This window comes from Haloarcula sp. CGMCC 1.6347 (assembly GCF_037078395.1).
GTDB lineage: Archaea > Halobacteriota > Halobacteria > Halobacteriales > Haloarculaceae > Haloarcula > Haloarcula amylolytica.
Map to the genome: position 1 here is coordinate 1,048,229 of NZ_JAYMGX010000002.1, position 22,140 is coordinate 1,070,368.

Below are 22,140 nucleotides of genomic sequence, written 5' to 3' on the forward strand. Positions count from 1 at the left end.
TCGATAATGATTCCGCCGATAGCGAACAACTTCGTCGCCGGGGAGACAGCCCCGGGGGCGCTCGACCACGTCGCTTCGCTCAACGACGACGGCGTCAAGGGCATCCTAAATCTGTTAGGCGAACACTACGACGAGCGCCAGCCCGCCGACGAGGACGCAGACCAGTACATCGAGTTAGTCAAAGAAATTGACAGAAGCGGCCTCGACTGCGCTATCTCGGTCAAGCCCTCGCAGATCGGCCTCGACGTTGGCGACGACGTGTTCGTCGAGAACCTCGAACGGATCGTTGCGGCGGGCGACGACCACGGCGTCTTCGTCTGGGTCGACATGGAGGACTACACGACGACCGACGTGACCCTCGACGCGTACGAGCGACTCGTCACGGACCATGAGGGCGGCGTCGGCGTCTGTACGCAAGCGAACCTCAAGCGGACGCCCGAGGACCTCGAACGGCTCGCGCCTCTTCCCGGGAAGGTCCGGCTGGTCAAGGGGGCCTACTCCGAGCCGGAGAGTGTTTCCTACAAGAAAAAAGAGCGCGTCAACGAAGCCTACCGCGACTGTCTCGAACTGATGTTCGAGGAGTTCGATGGCGGCATCGGCGTCGGCAGCCACGATCCGGCGATGATAGACTACGCGAAGGACCTCCACGACGAGTACGGCACTGACTACGAGGTGCAGATGCTGATGGGCGTCCGCGACGACGCCCAGCGTGACCTCGCCGCGGAGGGCGTCCCGATGTGGCAGTACATCCCCTACGGCGACAAGTGGTTCTCCTACTTCTACCGGCGCGTCCGCGAGCGCAAGGAGAACGCGCTGTTCGCTGTCCGGGCCGTGCTGAGCTAGAGTAACTTCGACGGTGTACGGCCCTCCCCCTCGAAACAGGCAACCGGGTTCCCGTTCTCCCAGGGGTCGGGGTCCAGCGCGTCGGCCCCATCGAAATCGTTTCGCGTCGTTCTGGCCCGGACAACTCGCGTCGAACTGATATAGTACGTGACGTACTGGGTTATATAGTCGAAGTTCGTACCGGGGTGAATCGTCCCGGAACCGACGTACTGCAGTCGGACGACGGCCGAATTAGCGGGCCCCGAGGCGACCCAGAAATCCTGGACAGAGATGTCGAACTGGGTCAGGTAGCTGTCGGACTGGCCGTCAGTCGTCATGTCCCTGTTCGCTAGCATCTCGGCGTTCTGCCGGTAGGCCAGTTCGAACGCAGTGGCGTACTCCACCGCACCCTCGCCTGCCGGCTCCGATGGCGGCCGCCCGGGATACCCACGGGGAGCAAGCGCCCCCTTCCGGTCGACTGGCTCAGCCATCGGTCTCGAAGCGGCCGAGCAGGACACGTTCGGGGGCGTTTCCGGAATCTGGATCGCCCATCCAGTGGCCGGCGTCGGCGTCGCTGTGGCTGCCGGCGTCTCAGTTGAGTCAGCCCCGTCGAAAGCGAAACAACCAGCTGTGGAAAGCCCCGCCCCGATGGTGGTGAGAGCCTGCACGAAATGACGGCGTGTTATCCCCATGGCACACGTGGCAGTAGCGGCTCCGATGGTAAACGGTTTCAGGACATTCAAGAACGTATTTGAGCCATCCATCTGGTTGATGTGAAGGAGCACAGTTCCCAGTCCACCATGGTCAACTCGAAGGCTCTGCAACGAACCGTCACACGGTTCTACCAGAACCTCGACGGCCTCTCCGAGCAGAAACAGAACGGGAACAAGGTGGGGAAGCTCAAGTGGAAGTCACCTCGGGAGTTCCAGAGTATGACGTATTCGCAGTCCGGCTTCGAACTCAAAAACACGAGTGGCCGACACGCGATACTCTGGCTCTCCAAAATCGGAGACATCAAAATCCGCTACCACCGCAAAATCCCTGACGAAGCGGACATCAAAGAAGTCACGGTCAAAAAAGAGACGACCGGTGACTGGTTCGTCTCCTTCGGCCTCGAAACCGACGACGCTGCCCTGCCCGAGAAACCCGCGCTGGACGAGTTAGATTCAAGCAACAGCGTGGGTATCGACCTCGGAATCTTCAACTACGTCCACACCAGCGACGGCAAGACGGTGGATTGGCTCGGCCTCGAAGACGAGTACGAGCGACTCCGTCGCGAGCAACGCAAGCTCTCACGGAAGCAGAAAGGGTCGAACAACTACGAGAAACAGCGTCGGGAAGTGGCGAAGGTCAAGCGTCACATTCGGCAGAAGGTGCTGGACTACCAGCACAAGATTACGACGTGGCTCGTCCGTGAGTACGACGCGGTGTTTGTCGAGGATTTGGACGTGAAGGGAATGTTGGAACAGTCGCACAACGCTCGCAACAAGCAGGACGCGGCGTGGCGACAGTTCATCACTCTCCTTGATTACAAGGCCGACCTGTACGGTTGTCACGTCGTGCAGGTCGAAGCGCGAGGCACCACCAAAGAATGTGCGTCGTGTGGTGTGGAGACAGCGAAGTCCATCTGGGTGCGTGAGCACTCCTGTCCGTCGTGCGGATTCGAGACGGACAGGGACGCGAACGCGGCGATGAACGTCTTGCAGAGAGGCTTTTCTGAACTAGGGCTGGGATGGCCCGAAGAGACGCCCGTGGAGACTGCGCTCCCTACGGACACACCTGACTTTCAGCGTGTGTCTGCAAAGCGCGTCGTGGAAACGGGAAGCCTCGGGGCTTGACCCCGAGGCGATTCACGCCACTCTCGCTGTGGCTACTGGTCCGGGTCGAGCAGTTTCGCTTCTGCTTTCCGGAGATGTTCGAGCAGTGTCGTCTTCGAAACGCCGAGTTTCGACGCGAGTTCGCGCGTCGAGATGCCCCGCGGCCACGCGTAGTAGTCCTCCTGTCTGGCGAGTTCGAACGCCTCGCGCTGGCTGTCCGAGAGCCGGTCCATCCGCCGGAGTTGCTGCGGATTGCCGCCGCCGGCGGACGTGATTCGAGTCACTTCGATATCGGCCGACTGTTCCTCGCGGATTTCGTCGAGGAGCGACTCGGCCTCGTCGCGGGAGTCCGGGAAAAACACCGGCCAGTGTTCGCGACCGTGACGGACCCGAACCGGGTCGTTGTGGATGAACCCCCGCGAGAGGAGGCTGTCGCTGATGGTGTTGTCCGGGTCGTACTCGACGAACAGCTCGCGGGTCGTGTTCCCCGGCGACGAGCCCGTGCCAGTCGCGCCGTGGCGCTCGCGTAACTCCAGCACGGAGTCGGTCAACGACGAATCACGGGTCGCGTCGATGAGGTCCTCGACGTCGTTAATACTGTCTGCGTACGCCGTAAACAGGCCCTTCACGCTGCCGTTCTGCGTGTTGTACACGCCGTGAGCCAACAGGCCCGCCGCGGTCTGATCGGTGACTTCGAGGGTCCAGCAGTCAGGATGCCAGATGCTCAGGGTGAGCTGGAGTCCCCCGTGTTCTGATTGTGCTTCACTCATACTGGGCGCCCTCCGTATGAAGGGGTGCTAAAGACAGTCACGATATGGACGCAGATAAAGGTGCGGTTCATAAGGGGAACACCGACCATGGGAGATAATGCCGGATTGTAAATGACATATCAGGCTACGACCGGCCCCCTGACCATGGACGGTGGAACATATTGGTGGGGGACGCGTACAGTACCTACCATGAGTACAGACGACTCACGGCGACACTACATCGACGGTGAATGGACGACAGGCACCGGCGACGAAACGTTCACAAGTCAGAACCCGGCCACGGGCGAGGCGCTCGCCTCGTTCCACCGCGGGACCGAAGACGACGTCGACCGCGCGCTAGCCGCGGCAGAGGACGCGTACGACGAGTGGCGCTCGCTCTCGCACATCGACCGCGCGGAGTACCTCTGGGACATCTACCACGAGCTGCGTGACCGCCACGAGGAACTCGGCGAAATCGTCACCATGGAGTGTGGCAAGGAGATCAGCGAAGGGCTGGCCGACGTGACCGAGTCCTGGCACATGGTCGAGTGGGCCGCCGGCAACGCCCGCCATCCACACGGCGACGTGGTACCGTCCGAAATCGCCAGCAAAGACGCCTACATGCGGCGTAAGCCGAAGGGCGTCGTCGGCTGTATCACGCCCTGGAACTTCCCGGTCGCCATCCCGTTCTGGCACCTCGCAGTGACGCTGGTCGAGGGCAACACCGTCGTCTGGAAGCCCGCCGAGCAGACGCCGTGGTGTGCCCACATCATCGCCGAGATGTTCGAGGACTCGGGCATCCCGGACGGCGTGTTCAACCTCGTGCAGGGCTACGGCGACGCCGGCAACGCCATCGTCGAGGACGACCGCGTCGAGACGGTCCTCTTTACCGGGAGCGCGGAAGTCGGCCACAAGATCGCCTCCAAGGTCGGCGGCGAACCCGGCAAGATCGCCGCTTGTGAGATGGGCGGAAAGAACGCCGTCATCGTCACGGAGGAAGCCGACCTCGACATCGCCGTCCACTCGGCCGTGATGTCCAGCTTCAAGACGACCGGCCAGCGCTGTGTCTCCTCGGAGCGGCTCATCGTCCACGAGGACCTCTACGACGAGTTCAAGGAGCGGTTCGTCGACATCGCCGCGGACATCGCCGTCGGCGACCCGCTGGAGGAAGACACCTTCATGGGGCCGCTCATCGAGGACGACCAGGTCGAGAAGTTCAAACGCTACAACGACCTCGCCCGCGAGGAGGGCGCAAATGTGCTCGTCGACCGCGCCGACCTCGGTGCCGAAGAGATTCCCGAGGGTCACGAGGAGGGCCACTGGGTCGGCCCGTTCGTCTACGAGATCGACTACGACGAGGACCTGCGCTGTATCAACGAGGAAGTGTTCGGGCCCCACGTCGCGCTGCTGGAATACTCCGGTGACTTCGACCGCGCACTGGAGATGCACAACAGTGTCGACTACGGCCTCGCCGGCGCCATCATCTCCGAGGACTACCGCCAGATCAACCAGTTCCGCGACGAAGCCGAAATCGGCCTCGCCTACGGCAACCTCCCGTGTATCGGCGCGGAGGTCCACCTGCCCTTCGGCGGCGTCAAGAAGTCCGGCAACGGCCTCCCGAGCGGCCGCGAGGTCATCGAGGCCGTCACCGAGCGCACCGCCTGGACGCTGAACAACTCCAAGGACATCGAGATGGCACAGGGGCTGTCGGCGGACATCATCACGGATGAGTAAGTCTGTCCAGCCGCCGGAGGTCGGCTCCGTCTGCCCGCGCTGTCGCGGGGAGACGACGACGGCGACCGGCATCGAGAGTTGCACCGACTGCTCGTGGGTCGGCTGTCTCGGCGCTGACTGACGCGACGACATCGCTTTTCCGTACGGCCCCAGCGTCTGTCCCACACCGTCACGGGGGCCACGGACCGGGTTCTCGGTCCAACTTTTCCAAACCTTAAACCTCTCCCCGTCGAAGTACCGTCTATGAGCGACAACGACAGCAGAAAGAACCTGCGGATGCCGGAAGAGGACGAGGTGTTCGCCGTCGTCATGGACATGCTTGGCGCGAACCGCGTCAAGGTACGCTGTATGGACGGCGTCGAGCGCACAGCCCGGATTCCGGGCAAGATGCAAAAGCGGATCTGGATACGCGAAGACGACGTAGTCCTCGTCGAACCCTGGGACTGGCAAGACGAGAAAGCCGACATCACATGGCGCTATGAGAAACAGGACGCCGACCAACTGCGCGAGGAGGGGCACATCCAGGAGTAGCCTGACATGTATCTGGCCGCGGGCTCGACGGAGGCAAAAGCGTGACCGAGGGGCAGTTCGGCCTGCTCGATACGGACGACGTTGACTCACCGGGTGACGAATGGGAAGAGGTCGACGTCTCCGACACGGAAGCCGACCGCATCGCCCGCAAGCGGGACCGCGAGTTCAGCGAGTTCCGCGAGCGCATCAAGGACGCCGACCAGTTCAAGGTCGAGGCCAGCGTCTTCGACGACGCCACCTACGGCGCGCTGTACAAGCTCGTGCAGGACGGCCACATCGACGCCTTCGGTGGCCCAATCTCGACCGGAAAAGAGGCCAACGTCTACACCGCACTCTCTGGCGACAAGGAGGTCGCCGTCAAAGTGTACCGCATCAACGCCTCCGATTTCAAGGACATGCGGAGCTATCTCGACGGCGACCCCCGGTTCGAGGGCATCGGCTCGGACAAGAAGAAGGTCGTCACCGCGTGGGTCCGCAAGGAGTCCTCGAATCTCAAGCGCGCCCGACGAGCGGGCGTCCGCACGCCGGAGCCCATCGCCGTTGAGCGAAACGTCCTCGTGATGGAGTACCTCGGAACCGAAGAAGGCCGCAGCAAACGTCTCAGCGAGGTCCACATCGAGAACCCAGAGACGGCCTACGAGGTCGTCAAGGAGTACACCCGCCGGCTGTACGACGCCGGCCTCGTCCACGGCGACCTCTCGGAGTACAACATCGTCTTCCACGAGGGCCAACTGTACATCATCGACCTGGGCCAGGCGGTGACCATCCACCACCCCAACGCCGACGATTTCCTCGAACGGGACTGCCGCAACGTCGCGAACTTCTTCGCCAGACAGGGCGTCGACGCCACGCCCGAGGACCTGCTCGCGTACGTCCGGGAGTACGCGACACCGAAGGACAAGGACGACACCGCCCCGGGGAGCGACGACGACGCCGTCCCGCAGGGGACGCCAGCCGACCGTCGTGACGACGAGTAACCACCAGCGTTCTGTTCGCGTGATGTTTTTTGGGGGGTAGAATCTTATCGCAGCGGCGATATGTGAATTGTAGCCATTATCACCCATGGCACTGAGTTCCGGCAGACAAACCGCAGCACACTGCCGTTGTTACCCGCTTCCTCACAACCCGGTTTGACTGTGAAAACCACGGTACGTAAAATGTTAGAGGGCGTATATATACACATGGATGACCTGTCACAGTGCTACCCATGCTGTGTGAGTCGGCGCTGGCCTGTTCCAAGCAGGTGCGGCTGATGGACACCACCCCATCAGACAGCAGTTCGGATCAGCAGACCGCGAACAGCGACGCCTCGGTGTCTGAGCGCCTCATCGAGGGACTGTCCTCGCATGCGGTGTTCATGCTCGACGCTGATGGCACCATCACGACCTGGCCCGACCCGGCAGCGACGCTGTACGGCTACGACCGGGACGCGGCGGTCGGCCACCACGTCGACATGCTGTTTGCCGACCCCGAGGAGATGGAGACGACCGTCGAATCACTTCTGGCGGAGGCGGTGGACGAGCCCATCGAGACACAGCACTGGCACCGACAGGCTGACGGGTCGGTGTTCTGGGCGACACTCTCGCTCTCACCGCTCGAAGATGGGGAATCCGAAGGGTTCGTCGCAGTCAGCCAGGACACGACCGAGAAACACCAGTACGACAAGATGCTCGAACGCCAGAACGACCGGCTCAAGGAGTTCACGGATATCCTCGCCCACGACCTGCGGAGCCCACTCAGCGTCATCTCCTCACGGGTGCATCTGGCCCGCGAAACCGGTGACGAGGAACACCTCGACGCGCTCGAAGAGACGAGCGACAGGATGGCCCGCCTCGTCGATGACCTGCTCTCTGTCGCCAAGCAGGGCAACGTCGTCACCGATCCGGAAACGACGAACGTCAAGGACGTCGTCGACACCGCCTGGGAGGGGGCCGGCGGAACCACCGAGCGAGCCACGCTCCACTACGACCACGTCGGCTCGGTGAGCGCCGACGCCGACCGCCTCATCGAACTGTTCGAGAACCTCTTTCAGAACAGTATCAGGCACGGCGACGGCGCTGTTATCGTCCGCGTCGGCCCGCTGGACCACGGCTTCTACGTCGAGGACGACGGCCCCGGCATCCCGGCCGACAATCAGGACGACGTGTTCGACCACGGCTTCACGACTGCCGAAGACGGCAGCGGCTACGGGCTCTCGATTGTCCGGACCATCGCGGGCGCACACGGCTGGGACATCCTCGTCACCGACAGCGACACGGGCGGCGCGCGGTTCGAAATTACCGGCGTCGAGTTCCTGGACTGAAATGGCTTCTGCCGGCGGACGGGCGCCCGGCATCTTACAGTCACGCGACTGCCGAAGTTTTAAACAGGCAGACCCTCCTACAGAGAGGTATACTTATGCAACACGTGAAGATTCCGCAGGACCGTATCGGTGTGTTGATCGGCGAGGGAGGTGAGACCATGCGCGAGATCGAGGAGCGCGCAGAGGTCCGGCTGGATATCGATTCCGAGGACGGCACGGTGAAAGTCGAGTCCGTCGGCGACCCCGTGACGGCGCTGAAAGGCCCCGACATCGTGAAGGCCATCGGCCGCGGGTTCGCGCCCGACGACGCGCTGGCGCTGCTCGAGGACGATATGATGATGTTCGAACTCATCGACATCGAGGCCGCCTCCCGAAACAAGAACGACTTCCGCCGCCAGAAGGGCCGGCTCATCGGTGAGGGCGGCCGGACGCGGGAACTCATGCAGGAACTCTCCGGCGCGGCCGTCGTCATCTACGGCTCGACGCTGGGCATCATCGGCGGCCCGGAGCAGGTCGACGCCGTGCGAGAGGCCGCCGAGATGATTCTGGACGGGGCTCCCCACGGCTCCGTCTACTCGTTCCTCGAACGCAAGCACAACGAGATGAAACACAAAGGCCTCGAATACCACCAGTTCACCGGTTAACTCCGGTAAATTAGCTGTTTTGACTTGCGCGTACGCGTCATGATCCGCGAGGCGCTGGCGTCGAACAGTATGAGTGCGTACGGTCGCGGCTGAATCCCGTCAGCGGCGCACCACACCGTTTTCCCGAAACACGCTCTACGAGACGGTATGCCGACTATCGCCGATACCCATATCGTCAACCGGGAGCGCGTCCAGCCGACCCACGCGAACAACTACAACAGCGCCCACGGGGGAATCGTGATGAAGTGGATGGACGAGATCGGGGCGATGTCTGCCATGCGGGCCGCCAGGGAGTCCTGCGTGACCGCACAGATGTCTCGCGTCGACTTCGAGCGCCCGATACCCATCGGTGACACCGCGCTCATCGAGTCATACGCCTACGCGACCGGCCGGACCAGCGTCCGGGTTCGAATCGAAGTCGCCCGCGAGGACCCACACACGGGCGAAACGGAGGAAACGACAAGCGCCTACGCCACCTTCGTCGCTGTCGACGACGGCAAACCGACGCCTGTCCCCGAACTGACGGCCGAAAGCGAGGCATGCAAGCAGTTGCGCGAGACGGCGCTGGCAGAAGAGCCAGAGCGGTAGCCAGAACGAGCCACAGCAGAGCATCGCTGGGGACCGGGTACGTTCGCGCTCTGGACTCAGCGTTCGAGATTCCGCGGCGTGTCGAAGTAATTGAGCATATCCAGCACCGCGCCCATGATGAAGCTGATGACGGCGATGACCAGGACGAGCCCCGTAAGCAGTGTCGATATCGGAGGGTTCAGCGTGAACTGGAACGCGGCGATGAAGACGCAGGTGACCATTCCGACGACCAGCAGGAACGAACCGGCGCTGGGGTCGTCTCCGGTGAGGAATTCGAATCCGGCGAGGAAGCCAGAGGTCTGTGGGGGGTCCTCGGCAACGTCTTCGGTCATTGCTCGGCCTCGGACTGTGCCGTTGCCGCGGCCCGTTGAATGATCTGCACGAGGTGAGACACCCAGAGTCCGCCGGTGAAGCCGAACAGGGCGGAGACGATTACGGCTTTCGTGAGGGTGGCAAGCGGGGCAACCGCCGCTAGCAGGCAGAGTCCTCCGAAGAGGAGCATCAGTCCGTACTGGATTCTGGTATCGAGGTCGAGGCGTGTGATGGTCTGGGCGAGGGTTGAGCGCATGTGTCGATAGTGGTGGCTGGTCGGACGGCCGGCTAGTTGTGACTCGATACCACGGCGGAATCCGGCGTCAGTTCCTGTTCAGTCAGCGCCCTCTTCGAGAAGCCGTTTGATTTCGCCGAGTTTGAGGTATGCAGCGAGACTGAGAATAGTCGCGGGCCAGAGACCGATGAACTGGCCCCGCTGTTTGTCACCCCGGACGTAGTAGAAGTACAGCGCCAGGGCAACGGACGCGACGGACGCCAGCGCGGCGGGCCCCATGGCGCGGCCGTTCTCGGCTTGCGATACCGCATCTGCCGCCTCGTCGTGTGTGGTACTCACATGCACTGTTAGGCCTACAGCAGTATATCCCTTTGCAAGCAGTCAGCAGAACTGAAGGTTTCGGGGATTCCACGCTTCGGTGCAATTTCGGGCTTGCAATTGCCGCTATTGCCTCACCAGATCACGGAGTCCCGTCGCTCTGTACAGTTAATTCGTTGTAGAAAGCCTCGGCCGGAATTTGAACCGGAGCCAGACGGTCGCCCCCCGCTGGTCGGCGCTGCGACTGGCAGGGATTCAAATTCCGGATCCGGCGTTTCACGCGCTCCGGACCCATCGCTGGCGCTCTGGGTCAGTCGCTTGGAAAAAGCCTAGGCCGGAATTTGAATCCGGGGTCTCGTCCTTACCAAGGACGCGCTTTACCGCTAAGCTACCCAGGCACGCATCAATGTGTATCCGGCAATTGTCTAAAGTCGTTTCGATTCGGGGCCGGTGTGTCGATTAGTATCAGTGGTCGGCCGCGGCCTCGGTCCCGTCGCCGGATGGCTGTTCGGCCCCCGCGCGGGCCCGGAGCGCGTCGGCGACCTCCTCACGGAGCAACTCGGCGTTGGGCGGGAGGCCGTCGACGGCCAGTTCAGTCGCGTACTCGCGGAGTGTCGGGGTGGGACGGATGCCGGCGGCGGTGACGCCGGCGACCACGGCGAGTTCCAGAATGTCAGTTTCGAGCGCGGTGTCGAGACTGTCGTCGTTGGTCGTCTGACGGACTGTCTGGTCGTGACCGAACGAACGGACGACGGAGACGGCGGCGTCGGCGGCCTCGGTCCTGGCGAGCAGGTAGAAGCCACGCGAGACGAGGATGTCCGCGATGAGGATATCCAGGTCGGCCGTGTCGCGGTCGCCGTTGACCCAGGGGTCGTCGCGGGCCAGTTGGCGAGTGAGCGAGAGTCCCTCGTAGATGAGTTGAACGCCGGCGGCTCGGTCGGCGACGCCGTCAGCCAGGTCGACCGGTGGGTCGCTGGTCGCGCCCGCGCTGACGAGCGTCAGGACGCCGGGCGCAAGCGACGCGTCGTCCAGGCGAGCGGCGATCCGCTCGTGAAGCCGGTCAGGCTCGACATCGTCGACTGCCGCCAACGCCGCTCGGCGAACTGCCGCCACTTCCTCCATTATGAGGGTCTAGCGACGGGAAGGGCAAAGACCTTTGGAAACCGCAGAGTCACAGCAGGCATGGTACAGACCACGAGCGGCGATGGTATCCGGACCCTGACGCTCGACCGGCCCGACCAGCGCAATGCGCTCACCAGCACGGCGCTACGTGACCTCGAAGCAGCAGTCGAGTCAGCGACCGAGCCAGTGCTGTACCTCCACGGCGCTGGCGAGGCGTTCTGCGCCGGCGCGGACCTCGACGAGGTCAAGGCCCTCGATTCGGAGCGCGCCGAGGCGTTCGCGGCGCTGGGCCAGCGGGTCGCTCGGACGCTCGAATCCTACGACGGGGCCGTCGTCGCCGGTATCGACGGCGCGGCGCGGGGCGGCGGCGTCGAACTGGCGCTGGCCTGCGATATCCGGGTGGCGACGCCCGGCGCAACGCTGGCCGAAACCGGGGTCAAACTCGGCCTGTTCGGGGCCTGGGGCGGGACGGCGCGGCTCCCCGACATCGTCGGGACCGGCGACGCGCTGGATATCGCGCTCTCTGGCCGAACGCTTGATGCCGAGACGGCCCTGCAGATGGGGCTTGTCTCGCGGGTCACTGCGGAGCCTCGGGCCGTCGCCGAGGAAGTGGCGGCCGTCGACACGGACGCGCTACGAGTGCTGAAAGCACGGATGCGGGACGACGCCGACAGGGAGACCCAGGAGCGCCGTGAACAGCAGGCCTTCGCCGACCTCAGCGCGAAGACGGAGTAGGGAAGGGTACAAGACGACGCCTCGCATACGGGCCGCCAATGGTCGACTGTGAGTACTGCGCGGAATCGTTCGACGGTGACGACGCCTATCTCGACCACCTCGCCGACGCCCACGACGGCGAACTGGGGGCTATCGACCGTCGGCGCGTCGAGGAACACACCGGAGGCGAGGACGACGGGACCCTTCCGATGGGTCCAATCATCATCGGCATCGTCGTGGTGTTTGCTATCGGACTCACAGCATACGCGACTCAGCTGAGTGGGGGGGACGGCGGCAGCGACACGGACCTCGTCGGGACGGCGGGCGCACAGCCGCTTTCGGCAGTCGAGGCCTCCGGGGTCGAAGCGTCGCCATTGGACGACACCGGCGACAGCGACCGACTGGCCGGCGTCGAGCAGTTCCCTGACAGAGGGACCACCCACGTCGAAGAAGGCAGTGCTATCGACTACCAGCGGGTCCCGCCACTCTCCGGGACGCACTACGCTTCGACAGTCGATGCAGGCTTCTACGAGGCGACGCCGCTGCTCGGTTCGCTCGTCCACACGCTCGAACACGGAGCGGTCATCGTCTACTACGACCCCGATGCAATTTCCCCAGAAGCCAGAGAGAGCCTTCGGGAGTTCTCCAGCACCCACACCGGCACCTGGCGGAGCGTCGTCGCCGTCCCGAACCCCAACGACGACCCGCGGGCGACCTACGTCGTGACGGCGTGGCGGCACGAGCTAACGCTGGACAGCTACGACGCCGACACCGTCCACGCGTTCCTCTCGGAGTATCTGGGCCGCGGGCCGGAGAACCCGGTCCGCTGACGGCTAACTCGAAGGAACAGGCCTCAGTACAGCGGGTCCGCACCCGGCGGCATCGCTCGCTTGTGGGCGCTCGATTCGTACATTTCTCGGACAGTCTCGACAACATCCAGCGGGACACCGAGCCGGTCGGCCGTCGCAGCCGCCGGGACGCCGCCGTCGATATGCAGGGCGAGGATAGAGTCGAGCGTGTCGTAGTCCATCCCCATCTCGTCGGCGTCGGTCTGGCCGGCCCACATCTCGGCGCTGGCGGTCTTCTCCGCGAGGTCGTCGGGGACGCCGACGTGTTTCGCCAGCTGCCGGACCTGCTGTTTGTACAGCGCCGCGATGGGATGGCAGTCGACCGCGCCGTCGCCGTACTTCGTGTAGTAGCCGACCAGCGCCTCGCTCCGGTTACCGGTGCCCAGTACCAGCGCGTTCTCGTGGTTCCCGACGAGATAGTTCAGCACCGCCCGGCAGCGAACCCGGAGATTGCCGACGGCGAGCTGGTCACCCTCGGCGTCGGGATAGGCGTCGAGGAACGCGTCGACGAGCGGGTTAATTTCGATGACGTCGTACTCGATGCCGAGCAGGTCGTTGGCCACGCGCTCGGCGTCGCTCATGTTGTCCGCGCGGTTGACCTCGCTGGGCATCACGAGGCCGTGGACAGCGTCGCGGCCGAGCGCCTCGACAGCCAGGTGTGAGACGAGTGTGCTGTCGATGCCGCCCGAGAGCCCCAGCACCACGGTGTCGACACCGGCGGCGTCGACCTGCTCCTCGATGAACGACGTGATATGGTCGCGGTGGGCGTCCAGTTCAGCCTCGGAGAACGTCAGGTCGATCGGGTCGTTGGCCCGTACGACGGAGTCCGCTGTTGCCATATCTACTAGTTGGCCGGGCGGAACTAATACCCATCCATCGGCGCGATATTTTCGGACGACCGTCCAGTCGAAACGCTACGTTCAAGTGCGGTCGCTGTTGACAGTTCGATACGGGGTTCGCAGGTCCGACCGACCTGCAGTCTACCGAAGTGCGCCGGTGGTGAGCAAATCCGACGGATTTGCGAGCCTCGGCGCGCGAGTGAACGTAGTGAACGATGCGCGCCGGTGGTCCAGTGGTAGGACATTGCCTTCCCAAGGCAATAGCCCGGGTTCAATTCCCGGCCGGCGCATTTTGATGCGAGCAAGTCGCGAGCAGCAAATGCAGTCCACGGGAATTGAATCACGCGAGGCGAACAGAGTGAGTCTCGCCATCGGGTTCAATTCCCGGCCGGCGCATTCCCTGCGGTCGTTTACTGTCCGATGTTCGCGAACGGACTGGTTCGCTCACTCCCGGCCGAGGCATTCTTCCCGTCGTTTCCCAGTGTGAGCGACACAGCCCGCGGACCGCGGGATACTTGTCGGGGCCGGGCATACCCAGTGCCAACAGATGGACGCGCCGCTGTGGACGGAGACACACGCCCCGGAGTTGTCGGACATCCGCCAGCCGAAGGCCCGCGAGCACCTGCAAGGAGCCATCGAGGAGCCGATGAACCTCCTGGTCCACGGACCGAAAGGGAGCGGGAAGACGGCCGCTGTCCGAGCCTTTGCCCGGGAAGTCCACGAGAACCCCGACGCGGACTTCACGGAACTCAACATGGCCGACGTGTTCGGCATGACGAAAAAGGAGGTCTCGAACGACCCGCGGTTCGCGTCGTTCATCGACAGCAAGCGCCGCCGCGAATCCTCGAAGGCAGACCTCATCAACCACGTCCTCAAGGAGTCCGCCAGCTACTCGCCGGTGTCGGGCAGCTACAAGACCATCCTGCTGGACAATGCCGAGGGGATGCGCGAGGACTTCCAGCAGGCACTGCGCCGGGTGATGGAGCAGTACTACGAGGCGACGCAGTTCGTTATCGCGACGCGCCAGCCCTCGGCCGTTATCCCGCCGATCCGCTCGCGGTGTTTCCCGGTCGTGATGCGCGAACCGACTCACGAGGAGACGGCGTCCGTACTGGAGGACATCGTCACCGCGGAGGGCGTCGACCATGACGACGACGGCATCGAGTACGTCGCCGGCTACGCGGAGGGTGACCTCCGGACCGCAGTGCTGGCCGCCCAGACGACTGCCGAAGCCGAGGGCGAGGTGACGATGGACGCCGCCTTCGAGACGCTGAACGCCGTCGAGGCCGACGACCAGGTCGAGCAGATGATCGACGCGGCCGAGGACGGGCGCTTTACCGACGCCCGGTCGACGCTGGACGACCTGCTCGTCGACGAGGGATACGGCGCGTCCGATATCCTCGACGATATGCTGGAAGTGGCTCGGTCACGCTACTCCGGGGACCGACTGGCCGAGATTCACGAGATGGCCGGAGAGACGGATATGGCGCTCGTGGACGCGGCCAACGAGCGAATCCATCTCTCACACTTCCTCGCACAACTGGGCGAGCGGTAGGGAACGGCTGCCGGCCGATAATGCTCTGGGGCGCTGTACGGGACACAGCCGGCCGCTACTGTACGTTCCCGCGCCTCTTGCCGAACCGCGATACGGCGCGGTGACATGGAATCGCGGACGCTCAGCCGCCGAGGCGGCGTCAACCGCTTCGAAATCCTTTTACGCGCTTCGGCGGGTAGATACGGACAACGAACCATGGATATCGACATCATCGAAGAAGACGAGAATCCCATGTTGCACCGCACGGACGTCCGGTTCGAGGTCGTCCACGACGAAGCCACCCCCTCCCGTCTCTCTGTCCGCGACTCTCTTGCGGCCACGCTGAACAAGGACGCGGAAGAAGTCGTCATCCACAAGCTCGACACCAAGTTCGGCATGCGGAAGACGGTCGGCTACGCGAAGGTCTACGACAACCCTGAGTACGCCCGCGACGTCGAGCAGGACCACATGCTCGAACGCAACAAGATCGTCGCCGACGGCGAAGAGGAAGCGGAGGAAGCATAGATGCCACACAACGAGTACTACAGCGACGACGGCGAACTCGACCGCGAGACCTGTCCCCGGTGCGGTGACACCGTCCTCGCCGAGCACGAGGACCGCCAGCACTGCGGCAAGTGCGGCTACACCGAGTGGAAGTAAGGCCGCCCGATGCGTATTCTGGGTATCGAAGGTACCGCCTGGGCAGCCAGTGCTTCGGTGTTCGAGACGCCGGACCCAGCCCGGGTAACCGACGACGACTACGTTTTTATCGAAACTGACGCGTACGCCCCAGACAGCGGCGGCATCCACCCGCGCGAGGCCGCCGAGCACATGGGCGAGGCCATCCCGACCGTCGTCGAGACGGCCATCGGACATGCACACGAGCGGGCGGCCGCTGGCGGTACGAACGGGGACGGAGACGACAGCGCGCCGATTGACGCCATCGCCTTCGCTCGTGGCCCGGGACTCGGCCCCTGTCTTCGCATCGTCGCCACAGCCGCTCGGGCGGTCGCCCAACGGTTCGACGTGCCGCTGGTCGGCGTGAACCACATGGTCGCTCACCTCGAAGTGGGTCGCCATCGCTCGGGCTTCGATTCGCCGGTGTGTCTGAACGCCTCCGGCGCGAACGCTCACATCCTGGGCTACCGGAACGGCCGCTACCGCGTGCTGGGCGAGACGATGGACACCGGCGTCGGCAACGCTATCGACAAGTTCACCCGCCACATCGGCTGGTCCCATCCCGGTGGACCGAAGGTCGAACAGCACGCCCGCGACGGCGAGTACCACGAACTGCCCTACGTCGTCAAGGGGATGGATTTCTCCTTCTCGGGCATCATGAGCGCTGCCAAGCAGGCCGTTGACGAGGGCGTCCCGGTCGACGACGTCTGTCGCGGGATGGAGGAGACCATCTTCGCGATGCTGACGGAAGTCTCCGAGCGGGCGCTGTCGCTGACCGGTGCTGACGAACTGGTGCTGGGCGGCGGTGTCGGCCAGAACGACCGCCTCCAGCGGATGCTCGGCGAGATGTGCGAGCAACGCGGCGCGGCGTTCTACGCCCCCGAGGACCGCTTCCTGCGGGACAACGCCGGGATGATCGCGATGCTCGGCGCGAAGATGTACGCGGCCGGCGACACAATCGCCATCGAAGACTCACAGATCGACTCGAACTTCCGGCCCGACGAAGTGACCGTCACCTGGCGCGGGGCCGAGGAGTCAGTCGACAGCTATCGAGCGGCGGACGACGAAGTCCAGGGCGCGGAGGCGACCGTCCGCTTCGAGGAGGACCGAGTCATCAAGGAGCGCGTGCCGCGGAGCTACCGCCATCCAACGCTCGACGAACGCCTCCGAACCGAGCGGACCCGACAGGAAGCCCGGCTCACCAGCGAGGCACGCCGACACGGCGTCCCGACGCCGCTCGTGCGGGACGTGGACCCACAGGAAGCCCGCATCGTCTTCCAGCGCGTGGGCGAGGCGGACCTCCGTGAGGGGCTGTCGGAGGCGCGCGTCGCGGACGTGGGGCGCTGGCTCGCCCGCATCCACGACGCCGGATTCGTCCACGGTGACCCGACGACGCGGAACGTCCGAGTCGGTAGCCACGACGACCAGACGGACCGGACCTTCCTCATCGACTTCGGCCTCGGCTACTACACGCAGGAGGCCGAGGACCACGCGATGGACCTCCACGTCCTCGCCCAGTCGCTCGCCGGGACCGCGGACGACCCCGAGACGCTACTGTCGGCCGCCGAAGACGCCTACCGGACCGAGAGCGACCACGCCGACGCGGTGTTCGCCAGCCTCGACGACATCGAGGGGCGGGGCCGGTATCAGTAGAATAGGAACCAAGGGAGGTGCTGAGTCGCGGTCGGCGGAGAAAGCATACCGCGAGCGTAGCGAGCGGTTTCACGCGAATCGCTCCGCGATTCGCGCTTTTTTCGCCCACGTTTTTCGAGGAGCCGTCCCCGCAGCGAGCGAAGCGAGCGAGGAACGGTGACGATGAAAAAGGTGGTGGACAAATGGTTTAACCTCGGCCCGAATAGGAATCGGTATGGCAGAAAAACCCCAGTCGGGAACGTTGTTCGGCGTGCCGTACAACTTTGAACGACCGAGCCTCAAGCGGTTGGTGTCGGCCTATTGGAAGCCGGGCGATGACATGCTGGTGGAGAAGCCGTTCGGCATCGGCTACACGCTGAACCTGGCGAACTGGCGCTCGTGGGTCGTGCTGGCGGTCGCCGGCGTGATGCTGTATCTCGAACGCGGCGGCAGCAGCGAGGAGTTCGAGTCCGAGAGCGAGGACGAACCGGTCGAAGTCGTCGTCGACTGAGACGGATTGGTTGAGCGGTTGCGGAGTTTCGACGGCTCTTTTATCGCCGGTCGCTGTGTGCCGGTATGCTCAATTTTGTCACGACCAATCCCGGAAAGGTACGGGAAGCGACCGAGTATCTCGACGACGAGGTCGAACAGTTCGACTTCGACTACCCGGAAGTCCAGGCCGATGACCTGAAAACGGTCGCGGCCGAGGGGGCGCGGGCGGCCTACCGAGCGGGTGACGGGCCAGTCATCGTCGACGACGCAGGGCTGTTCATCGACGCCTTCGACGGGTTCCCCGGGCCGTACTCCTCCTACGTCGAGGACACCGTCGGCGTGGAGCGCGTCTGGCGCATGACCGAGCCGGAGGACGACCGCGGCGCGGCGTTCAAGACGGTCATCGCCTACTGCGACGGCGAAGGGTTCGAGGCGACGCCTGATCCGGGCGGGATCGACCGCGAGGACCGGCGCGGACAGGACCTGGCGGCCGAAGACCGCGGCGCGGCGACGACGGACGAACAGGTCCACGACGGGAGCGCGGGGAGGAGCAGCGAGACAGTCCCGGTAAAGCTGTTCGAGGGGCGCGTGAACGGCGAGATTGTCGCCCCGCGCGGCGAGGGCGGGTTCGGCTTCGACCCGATCTTCGAGCACGACGGAACGACGTTCGCGGAGATGAGCACCGAGCAGAAAAACGCGATCTCCCACCGCGGGCGGGCGTTGTCGAAGTTCGCGGAGTGGTACGGTGAGCGGTAGCGAACCGTCCGTCGAGGGATGTGCCGCATCCCTCGGAAGTTCCAGCGGCGAGGGACCGACGGCGCTGGAACCCGAAGCGACACCGGTCGCGGAGTGGTACGGTGAGCGGTAGCGACGTGCCGGTCGTCGGGACCGGCGGCACCGCCCTGATAACCGGTGCGTCGGCGGGCATCGGCAAATCGCTGGCACAGGAGTTCGCCGCACGCGGGCACGACGTGGTGCTGGTCGCCCGGAGCGAGGAGAAACTGGAGCGGTTGGCCGAGGATCTCGAAACGAGGGGCATCACGGCGACACCAATCACGATGGACCTCGACCACGCGGCGGCCGCCGAAGCCCTGTACGAGGAGGTGCTGGACCGCGGGCTGGACATCGGTGTCCTCGTCAACAACGTCGGCGTGGGGACCTACGGCCCGTTCGCCGAAAGCGATCTCGACGCCGAGCGGACGCAGTTGCGGCTGAACGTCATGCTCCCGGTCGAACTGACGCGGCTATTCCTCGACGAGTTCGACGACGGCGGCGCGGTTATCAACGTGGGTTCAGTCGCCGGGTTCCAGCCGGGACCGAATCTCGCTGGCTACTACGCGAGCAAAGCGTACATCAACAGCTTCAGCGAGGCGCTGGCCGAGGAACTCCGTGAGACACCGGTCGACGTGACGGTGGTCTGTCCCGGCCCGGTCGACACTGACTTTCAGGAACGGGCCGGGATGACGGACTCGATGGTTGGATCTGTCGCCTCGAATACGCCCGAAGCAGTCGCATCGGCGGCCTACGAAGGGGCCGCCACTGGCGAGACTGTCGTGATTCCGCGGCGGTCGATGCGGCTTATCGACCGGCTGGTCAGGGTGACGCCGCGCTGGGTCGTCCGGCGCGTCGCAGCGCTGGTCAATCGAGGCCGGTAGAGAATCAAGAGCGAGAATGCCATCTGAACGAGGCTCGTATCGCCATGTTCTGAGTCTTCGTCTACTGATTCCTTTTCAATATCCGAGAATTAGACTGGAACATTATTAAACACTGTAAGAAAAGGGTTCGTATGCTCACAGATCTGGTCGGACAGTACAAAGCGGTGATACGCGAATCACTGGACTTCTTCGGCGTCTCCGGCTCCGTCGAGCGGAAGGTGCTCGCGGCCGTCGGTCTACAGTTTGCCGCCTCGGTCGCGCTGGCAGTCGTCTCTCTCGTCGCCAGCGGGACCGTCCGGTTCGTCGTCACCGGTGTATTGCTCGCTGGCGCTATCGTCGCGTTCGCCAACACGGTGTTCATCACCCGCGAGGACTTCGTCGAGCCAATCACAGCCATGGCCGCGGGTGCGGACCACATCGCGTCCGGCGAACTCGACGTGGAACTGCCAGAGAGCGAGCGCGACGACGAGGTCGCCGAACTGCTCTCGTCGTTCAGGTCGATGCAATCCTATCTGCTAACGGTGTCCCGGCAAGCCGACGCGCTCTCCCGGCAGGAGTTCGACGCCGATGTTCTTGATGAGGATGTCCCCGGAGCTTTCGGAGAGTCGCTGGAGAAGATGGCCGCCAGTATGGACGACTACACCACCGAACTCAAGACGATGACCAGCGACCTCGAACGGCGCTCCCAGGCGCTGAACGACCTCGTCGTCGCCTTCGGTGACGCCGCCGAACGGGCGAAAGACGGGGACCTGACGGCCACTATCGACGAGGACTTCGAGGCCGACGACGAGCAGTTCGACGCCGTTGTCCAGAACTACAACGACCTCGTGACGACGCTGGGGGAGACAGTTGCCACCGTCGCCGCGTTCGCAGAGGACGTCGACGAGACGAGCGATCACGTCACCCGGAGCGTCGAAGAGATCGACGATGCGAGCGACGAGATTTCCCGGTCGGTTCAGGAGATCTCGGCCGGAGCCAGTCAGCAGGCGTCGCGTCACGACGACGTCGCCTCGGAGATGAACAGGCTGTCTGCCACCGTCGAAGAGATCGCCGCGACCGCCGAAAGCGCCGCCGCGACCGCCGAGCAGGCGACACAGCGAGGCCGAGAGGGACGCGCAGACGCCGAGCAAGCTATCGGTGAACTCGACGAGATGGAGGCCCGTATCGACGACATCGCCGTTGCGGTCGAGAGTCTGGTCGACCAGATCAGCGAGATTGACGACATCGTCGAGGTCATCACGGACATCGCCGAGCAGACCAATATGCTCGCGCTGAACGCCTCCATCGAGGCGGCCCGCGCGGACGGGAGCGGTGACGGGTTCGCCGTCGTCGCCGACGAGGTGAAGACGCTCGCCGAGGAGACCCGCGACGCCGCGACAGACGTGTCGGACCGCATCGAATCGGTCCAGCACGAGGCCAGCGAGACCGTCAGCGACGTAGAGGCGACGAACCAGCAGGTGACCGACAGCGCCGCGACCATCGAGTCGGCGCTCCGGGACTTCGAGGACATCGTCGACGTGCTCGGCGAAGTCAACGATTCGATTCAGGAGATATCGGGAGCTACCTCCGAACAGGCGGAGACCACGCAGGAGGTCGTCGATATGGTCGACGAAGTCGCGACTGTGAGCGAGCAGACCAACGAGGAGTCCGAGGCCGTCGCCGCCGCGACCGAGGAACAGACCGCGACGATTACCGAAGTGACCACCGAAGTACAGGAGATGGCAGCCCAGACCGACGAGTTGCGTGAGGTGCTTGCGGAATTCGACGTTGCCGAGGACGCAGCCGGGCCGTCGGGAGAAGGCGCCACAACCACCGTAACGACGGCTGACGACTGAGCAGCAAGACCACTCGCTACGCGCGTGGGTCACGGTCCGGACCGGGATACTCGCCGTCCTCGACGACTGGGTACAGTGACTCCGGGTCGAACAGGCGCGCGAAGGCGTCCGGTGGTCTGACACTCAGAGACATATGACGGTTGAGCGACGCGCTGGTCCGGGCGCTGCGCAGGGTATCATCGTAGGAGAGGAGGTGCTGTGCGCCGCCCCGATAGGCCGATGCCAGCGCGGGCTGGTCGCCGGCCGGGTGGTCGACGATGTCACAGTCGGGTTCGATCCGCGCCCGCCAATCGGCTGCCAGGTCGTCGTCAGCGAGGTCGGCGATGACGGCAGTAGCATCGGCTAACAGGTGGTCACTCGCGACGAGCGTGACCCACGAGTGCCGGCGGATGTGGTCGATAGCGGCACGGGCATCGCTGTCTGGTCCACACAGCAGATCGGCGGCGAGGACGTCGGCGTCTGCGACGACACGCGCCGGCGACGGCTCACGCATCGTCGTCCTCCGCCCGGTGCTCGTCGAGGGCCACACGGACAGCGTCGACCGTGGTCTGGTGGTCCGCCGCGCGTTCGAACAACGTCGCCCAGGTCATAGCAGGAAGCAGTAGCTGAACGGGCAAAAAGCCGTGCCGTCTGTCGTCCGTCGGCCGCCTGTCTGACGGGTATTTATGTCTACCGGTAGCATTCCACCCGGTACGGGCGCGTTTCCACGGCTCCAGTGGACGTCGGTGCCACTGCGTGC

At 64.2% G+C, this 22,140-nt stretch carries 27 protein-coding genes, 2 tRNA genes and 1 pseudogene; 21 read left to right on the top strand and 9 right to left on the bottom strand.

Going from position 1 to position 22,140, the window contains the following annotated elements:
- The first annotated feature begins 6 nt into the window (after positions 1 to 6).
- Entirely contained in the window at positions 7 to 843 is an 837-nt protein-coding gene (locus VI340_RS13835) for a proline dehydrogenase family protein (RefSeq protein WP_008307440.1), read from the top strand.
- On the opposite strand, the gene VI340_RS13840 is transcribed toward VI340_RS13835, so the two are convergent.
- Positions 840 to 1,313 carry a hypothetical protein gene (locus VI340_RS13840; protein ID WP_049942766.1) on the bottom strand — a complete coding sequence of 158 codons (474 nt, stop codon included), beginning with the start codon at positions 1,311 to 1,313 and terminating at the stop codon, positions 840 to 842. The genes VI340_RS13835 and VI340_RS13840 overlap by 4 nt on opposite strands.
- A 306-nt stretch (positions 1,314 to 1,619) precedes the next feature.
- Between VI340_RS13840 and VI340_RS13845 the strand changes: the two are divergent.
- Positions 1,620 to 2,660, top strand: a pseudogene (locus VI340_RS13845) (RNA-guided endonuclease InsQ/TnpB family protein); the annotation flags it as partial.
- 32 nt (positions 2,661 to 2,692) lie between these two features.
- Here the strand turns inward: VI340_RS13845 and VI340_RS13850 are convergent.
- Positions 2,693 to 3,409: a helix-turn-helix domain-containing protein gene (locus VI340_RS13850; protein WP_008307437.1), complete on the bottom strand. Its 717-nt coding sequence runs from the start codon at positions 3,407 to 3,409 to the stop codon at positions 2,693 to 2,695.
- 189 nt (positions 3,410 to 3,598) lie between these two features.
- Between VI340_RS13850 and VI340_RS13855 the strand changes: the two genes are divergently transcribed.
- The 7 genes from VI340_RS13855 to VI340_RS13885 all read left to right on the top strand — a co-directional run bounded on the left by VI340_RS13855 (position 3,599) and on the right by VI340_RS13885 (position 9,187).
- Positions 3,599 to 5,122, top strand: a complete 1,524-nt coding sequence (locus tag VI340_RS13855; RefSeq protein WP_008307436.1) for an aldehyde dehydrogenase family protein — start codon at positions 3,599 to 3,601, stop codon at positions 5,120 to 5,122.
- Entirely contained in the window at positions 5,115 to 5,243 is a 129-nt protein-coding gene (locus VI340_RS13860) for a hypothetical protein (RefSeq protein WP_275039401.1), read from the top strand. The genes VI340_RS13855 and VI340_RS13860 overlap by 8 nt, the downstream gene beginning before the upstream one ends.
- Positions 5,244 to 5,365: 122 nt before the next feature.
- The gene (eif1A, locus tag VI340_RS13865) at positions 5,366 to 5,653 is read left to right on the top strand and encodes a translation initiation factor eIF-1A (protein ID WP_004516096.1); all 288 of its coding nucleotides are present in this window, start codon (positions 5,366 to 5,368) and stop codon (positions 5,651 to 5,653) included.
- A gap of 41 nt (positions 5,654 to 5,694) precedes the next feature.
- On the top strand, positions 5,695 to 6,630 hold the full coding sequence (gene rio1 / locus VI340_RS13870; RefSeq protein WP_050037182.1) for a serine/threonine-protein kinase Rio1: 936 nt from the start codon (positions 5,695 to 5,697) through the stop codon (positions 6,628 to 6,630).
- 275 nt (positions 6,631 to 6,905) lie between these two features.
- On the top strand, positions 6,906 to 7,955 hold the full coding sequence (locus VI340_RS13875) for a two-component system sensor histidine kinase NtrB (RefSeq protein ID WP_336329630.1): 1,050 nt from the start codon (positions 6,906 to 6,908) through the stop codon (positions 7,953 to 7,955).
- Between the two features lie 95 nt (positions 7,956 to 8,050).
- A complete protein-coding gene (locus VI340_RS13880) occupies positions 8,051 to 8,599 on the top strand; it encodes a KH domain-containing protein (protein WP_004590591.1) in 549 nt (182 codons plus the stop codon).
- Positions 8,600 to 8,746: 147 nt separating this feature from the next.
- On the top strand, positions 8,747 to 9,187 hold the full coding sequence (locus tag VI340_RS13885) for an acyl-CoA thioesterase (protein ID WP_336358567.1): 441 nt from the start codon (positions 8,747 to 8,749) through the stop codon (positions 9,185 to 9,187).
- A gap of 56 nt (positions 9,188 to 9,243) precedes the next feature.
- Here VI340_RS13885 and VI340_RS13890 read toward each other — a convergent pair whose 3' ends face one another.
- The 5 genes from VI340_RS13890 to VI340_RS13910 form a co-directional block, all read right to left on the bottom strand.
- Entirely contained in the window at positions 9,244 to 9,519 is a 276-nt protein-coding gene (locus tag VI340_RS13890) for a hypothetical protein (protein ID WP_336358568.1), read from the bottom strand.
- Positions 9,516 to 9,755, bottom strand: coding sequence for a hypothetical protein (locus VI340_RS13895; protein WP_008307430.1), 240 nt, complete (start codon positions 9,753 to 9,755; stop codon positions 9,516 to 9,518). Before VI340_RS13895 ends, VI340_RS13890 begins: the two co-directional genes overlap by 4 nt.
- A 78-nt stretch (positions 9,756 to 9,833) precedes the next feature.
- A complete protein-coding gene (locus VI340_RS13900) occupies positions 9,834 to 10,073 on the bottom strand; it encodes a hypothetical protein (RefSeq protein WP_008307427.1) in 240 nt (79 codons plus the stop codon).
- A 305-nt stretch (positions 10,074 to 10,378) separates the two neighbouring features.
- Positions 10,379 to 10,450 (bottom strand) — tRNA-Thr (locus tag VI340_RS13905).
- 67 nt (positions 10,451 to 10,517) lie between these two features.
- On the bottom strand, positions 10,518 to 11,174 hold the full coding sequence (locus VI340_RS13910) for a DUF7114 family protein (RefSeq protein ID WP_336329419.1): 657 nt from the start codon (positions 11,172 to 11,174) through the stop codon (positions 10,518 to 10,520).
- 60 nt (positions 11,175 to 11,234) lie between these two features.
- Between VI340_RS13910 and VI340_RS13915 the strand changes: the two genes are divergently transcribed.
- Both VI340_RS13915 and VI340_RS13920 read left to right on the top strand, forming a co-directional pair.
- The gene (locus VI340_RS13915; RefSeq protein ID WP_008307422.1) at positions 11,235 to 11,909 is read left to right on the top strand and encodes an enoyl-CoA hydratase/isomerase family protein; all 675 of its coding nucleotides are present in this window, start codon (positions 11,235 to 11,237) and stop codon (positions 11,907 to 11,909) included.
- Positions 11,910 to 11,947: 38 nt separating this feature from the next.
- Positions 11,948 to 12,718 (top strand): DUF3105 domain-containing protein, encoded by a 771-nt coding sequence (locus VI340_RS13920; RefSeq protein WP_008307420.1) that lies wholly within the window; start codon positions 11,948 to 11,950, stop codon positions 12,716 to 12,718.
- A 23-nt stretch (positions 12,719 to 12,741) separates the two neighbouring features.
- On the opposite strand, the gene VI340_RS13925 is transcribed toward VI340_RS13920, so the two are convergent.
- A complete protein-coding gene (locus VI340_RS13925) occupies positions 12,742 to 13,575 on the bottom strand; it encodes an NAD+ synthase (protein WP_008307418.1) in 834 nt (277 codons plus the stop codon).
- 219 nt (positions 13,576 to 13,794) lie between these two features.
- Between VI340_RS13925 and VI340_RS13930 the strand changes: the two genes are divergently transcribed.
- The 10 genes from VI340_RS13930 (at position 13,795) to VI340_RS13975 (ending at position 21,401) form a co-directional block, all read left to right on the top strand.
- A tRNA-Gly gene (locus tag VI340_RS13930) sits at positions 13,795 to 13,865 on the top strand.
- Positions 13,866 to 14,122: 257 nt separating this feature from the next.
- Positions 14,123 to 15,130 carry an AAA family ATPase gene (locus VI340_RS13935; RefSeq protein WP_008307416.1) on the top strand — a complete coding sequence of 336 codons (1,008 nt, stop codon included), beginning with the start codon at positions 14,123 to 14,125 and terminating at the stop codon, positions 15,128 to 15,130.
- A gap of 195 nt (positions 15,131 to 15,325) precedes the next feature.
- Entirely contained in the window at positions 15,326 to 15,634 is a 309-nt protein-coding gene (locus VI340_RS13940; RefSeq protein ID WP_004516108.1) for a 30S ribosomal protein S24e, read from the top strand.
- The gene (locus VI340_RS13945) at positions 15,635 to 15,769 is read left to right on the top strand and encodes a 30S ribosomal protein S27ae (protein ID WP_004590578.1); all 135 of its coding nucleotides are present in this window, start codon (positions 15,635 to 15,637) and stop codon (positions 15,767 to 15,769) included.
- A 9-nt stretch (positions 15,770 to 15,778) separates the two neighbouring features.
- On the top strand, positions 15,779 to 17,440 hold the full coding sequence (locus tag VI340_RS13950; RefSeq protein WP_336358569.1) for a bifunctional N(6)-L-threonylcarbamoyladenine synthase/serine/threonine protein kinase: 1,662 nt from the start codon (positions 15,779 to 15,781) through the stop codon (positions 17,438 to 17,440).
- A 214-nt stretch (positions 17,441 to 17,654) separates the two neighbouring features.
- Positions 17,655 to 17,930, top strand: coding sequence for a DUF5808 domain-containing protein (locus VI340_RS13955; protein WP_004590574.1), 276 nt, complete (start codon positions 17,655 to 17,657; stop codon positions 17,928 to 17,930).
- 65 nt (positions 17,931 to 17,995) lie between these two features.
- Positions 17,996 to 18,667 (top strand): non-canonical purine NTP pyrophosphatase, encoded by a 672-nt coding sequence (locus VI340_RS13960; RefSeq protein WP_336358570.1) that lies wholly within the window; start codon positions 17,996 to 17,998, stop codon positions 18,665 to 18,667.
- A complete protein-coding gene (locus VI340_RS13965; RefSeq protein ID WP_275039400.1) occupies positions 18,657 to 18,779 on the top strand; it encodes a hypothetical protein in 123 nt (40 codons plus the stop codon). Before VI340_RS13960 ends, VI340_RS13965 begins: the two co-directional genes overlap by 11 nt.
- Positions 18,769 to 19,566 carry an SDR family NAD(P)-dependent oxidoreductase gene (locus VI340_RS13970; RefSeq protein ID WP_336358571.1) on the top strand — a complete coding sequence of 266 codons (798 nt, stop codon included), beginning with the start codon at positions 18,769 to 18,771 and terminating at the stop codon, positions 19,564 to 19,566. Before VI340_RS13965 ends, VI340_RS13970 begins: the two co-directional genes overlap by 11 nt.
- Before the next feature lie 131 nt (positions 19,567 to 19,697).
- Positions 19,698 to 21,401, top strand: a complete 1,704-nt coding sequence (locus tag VI340_RS13975) for a methyl-accepting chemotaxis protein (RefSeq protein WP_336329424.1) — start codon at positions 19,698 to 19,700, stop codon at positions 21,399 to 21,401.
- Between the two features lie 16 nt (positions 21,402 to 21,417).
- Here the strand turns inward: VI340_RS13975 and VI340_RS13980 are convergent, their stop codons facing one another.
- Positions 21,418 to 21,894 (bottom strand): PIN domain-containing protein, encoded by a 477-nt coding sequence (locus VI340_RS13980; RefSeq protein WP_008307403.1) that lies wholly within the window; start codon positions 21,892 to 21,894, stop codon positions 21,418 to 21,420.
- Between the last annotated feature and the right edge of the window lie 246 nt (positions 21,895 to 22,140).

Coding starts and splice junctions, on each gene's coding strand:
- VI340_RS13835 (WP_008307440.1), top strand. CDS start 7: ATGATTCCGCCGATAGCGAACAACTTCGTCGCCGGGGAGACAGCCCCG.
- VI340_RS13840 (WP_049942766.1), bottom strand. CDS start 1,313: ATGGCTGAGCCAGTCGACCGGAAGGGGGCGCTTGCTCCCCGTGGGTAT.
- VI340_RS13850 (WP_008307437.1), bottom strand. CDS start 3,409: ATGAGTGAAGCACAATCAGAACACGGGGGACTCCAGCTCACCCTGAGC.
- VI340_RS13855 (WP_008307436.1), top strand. CDS start 3,599: ATGAGTACAGACGACTCACGGCGACACTACATCGACGGTGAATGGACG.
- VI340_RS13860 (WP_275039401.1), top strand. CDS start 5,115: ATGAGTAAGTCTGTCCAGCCGCCGGAGGTCGGCTCCGTCTGCCCGCGC.
- eif1A (WP_004516096.1), top strand. CDS start 5,366: ATGAGCGACAACGACAGCAGAAAGAACCTGCGGATGCCGGAAGAGGAC.
- VI340_RS13875 (WP_336329630.1), top strand. CDS start 6,906: ATGGACACCACCCCATCAGACAGCAGTTCGGATCAGCAGACCGCGAAC.
- VI340_RS13880 (WP_004590591.1), top strand. CDS start 8,051: ATGCAACACGTGAAGATTCCGCAGGACCGTATCGGTGTGTTGATCGGC.
- VI340_RS13885 (WP_336358567.1), top strand. CDS start 8,747: ATGCCGACTATCGCCGATACCCATATCGTCAACCGGGAGCGCGTCCAG.
- VI340_RS13890 (WP_336358568.1), bottom strand. CDS start 9,519: ATGACCGAAGACGTTGCCGAGGACCCCCCACAGACCTCTGGCTTCCTC.
- VI340_RS13895 (WP_008307430.1), bottom strand. CDS start 9,755: ATGCGCTCAACCCTCGCCCAGACCATCACACGCCTCGACCTCGATACC.
- VI340_RS13910 (WP_336329419.1), bottom strand. CDS start 11,174: ATGGAGGAAGTGGCGGCAGTTCGCCGAGCGGCGTTGGCGGCAGTCGAC.
- VI340_RS13915 (WP_008307422.1), top strand. CDS start 11,235: ATGGTACAGACCACGAGCGGCGATGGTATCCGGACCCTGACGCTCGAC.
- VI340_RS13920 (WP_008307420.1), top strand. CDS start 11,948: ATGGTCGACTGTGAGTACTGCGCGGAATCGTTCGACGGTGACGACGCC.
- VI340_RS13925 (WP_008307418.1), bottom strand. CDS start 13,575: ATGGCAACAGCGGACTCCGTCGTACGGGCCAACGACCCGATCGACCTG.
- VI340_RS13935 (WP_008307416.1), top strand. CDS start 14,123: ATGGACGCGCCGCTGTGGACGGAGACACACGCCCCGGAGTTGTCGGAC.
- VI340_RS13940 (WP_004516108.1), top strand. CDS start 15,326: ATGGATATCGACATCATCGAAGAAGACGAGAATCCCATGTTGCACCGC.
- VI340_RS13945 (WP_004590578.1), top strand. CDS start 15,635: ATGCCACACAACGAGTACTACAGCGACGACGGCGAACTCGACCGCGAG.
- VI340_RS13950 (WP_336358569.1), top strand. CDS start 15,779: ATGCGTATTCTGGGTATCGAAGGTACCGCCTGGGCAGCCAGTGCTTCG.
- VI340_RS13955 (WP_004590574.1), top strand. CDS start 17,655: ATGGCAGAAAAACCCCAGTCGGGAACGTTGTTCGGCGTGCCGTACAAC.
- VI340_RS13960 (WP_336358570.1), top strand. CDS start 17,996: ATGCTCAATTTTGTCACGACCAATCCCGGAAAGGTACGGGAAGCGACC.
- VI340_RS13975 (WP_336329424.1), top strand. CDS start 19,698: ATGCTCACAGATCTGGTCGGACAGTACAAAGCGGTGATACGCGAATCA.
- VI340_RS13980 (WP_008307403.1), bottom strand. CDS start 21,894: ATGCGTGAGCCGTCGCCGGCGCGTGTCGTCGCAGACGCCGACGTCCTC.